This window comes from Mycobacterium sp. NGS27, assembly GCF_059813005.1.
In genome coordinates this window covers 1-203 of the sequence record NZ_JCALDT010000070.1, presented here as the reverse complement: position 1 = coordinate 203, position 203 = coordinate 1, and the positions used below count along the sequence as shown (strand labels likewise).

The 203-nt window shown below is 72.4% G+C and carries 1 protein-coding gene; it reads right to left on the bottom strand.

All coding sequences use genetic code 11. The annotated features are described in order from the left end of the window. A partial coding sequence (locus AC5Y30_RS25620; protein ID WP_499922135.1) for a hypothetical protein occupies window positions 1–203 on the bottom strand: 203 nt, incomplete at both ends.

Genomic DNA, 203 nt, shown 5'->3' with positions numbered 1-203 from the left:
GGCGCCTGCACCACCACGGTCTGGTTGAACTGCTCAACCGCACCATCCACGCCGGCCAGCCACCGGATGATCGGAGTCGACACCACCGGCCCGACACCGGTATCGACGGGGCCGTGCACACCAGCGGGCGCCGCGACCACCGCCGCCAGCCGGGCCACCGTCTGCTCGACGAAAACGTCGCGCGGCCGACACACCAGCCCGGC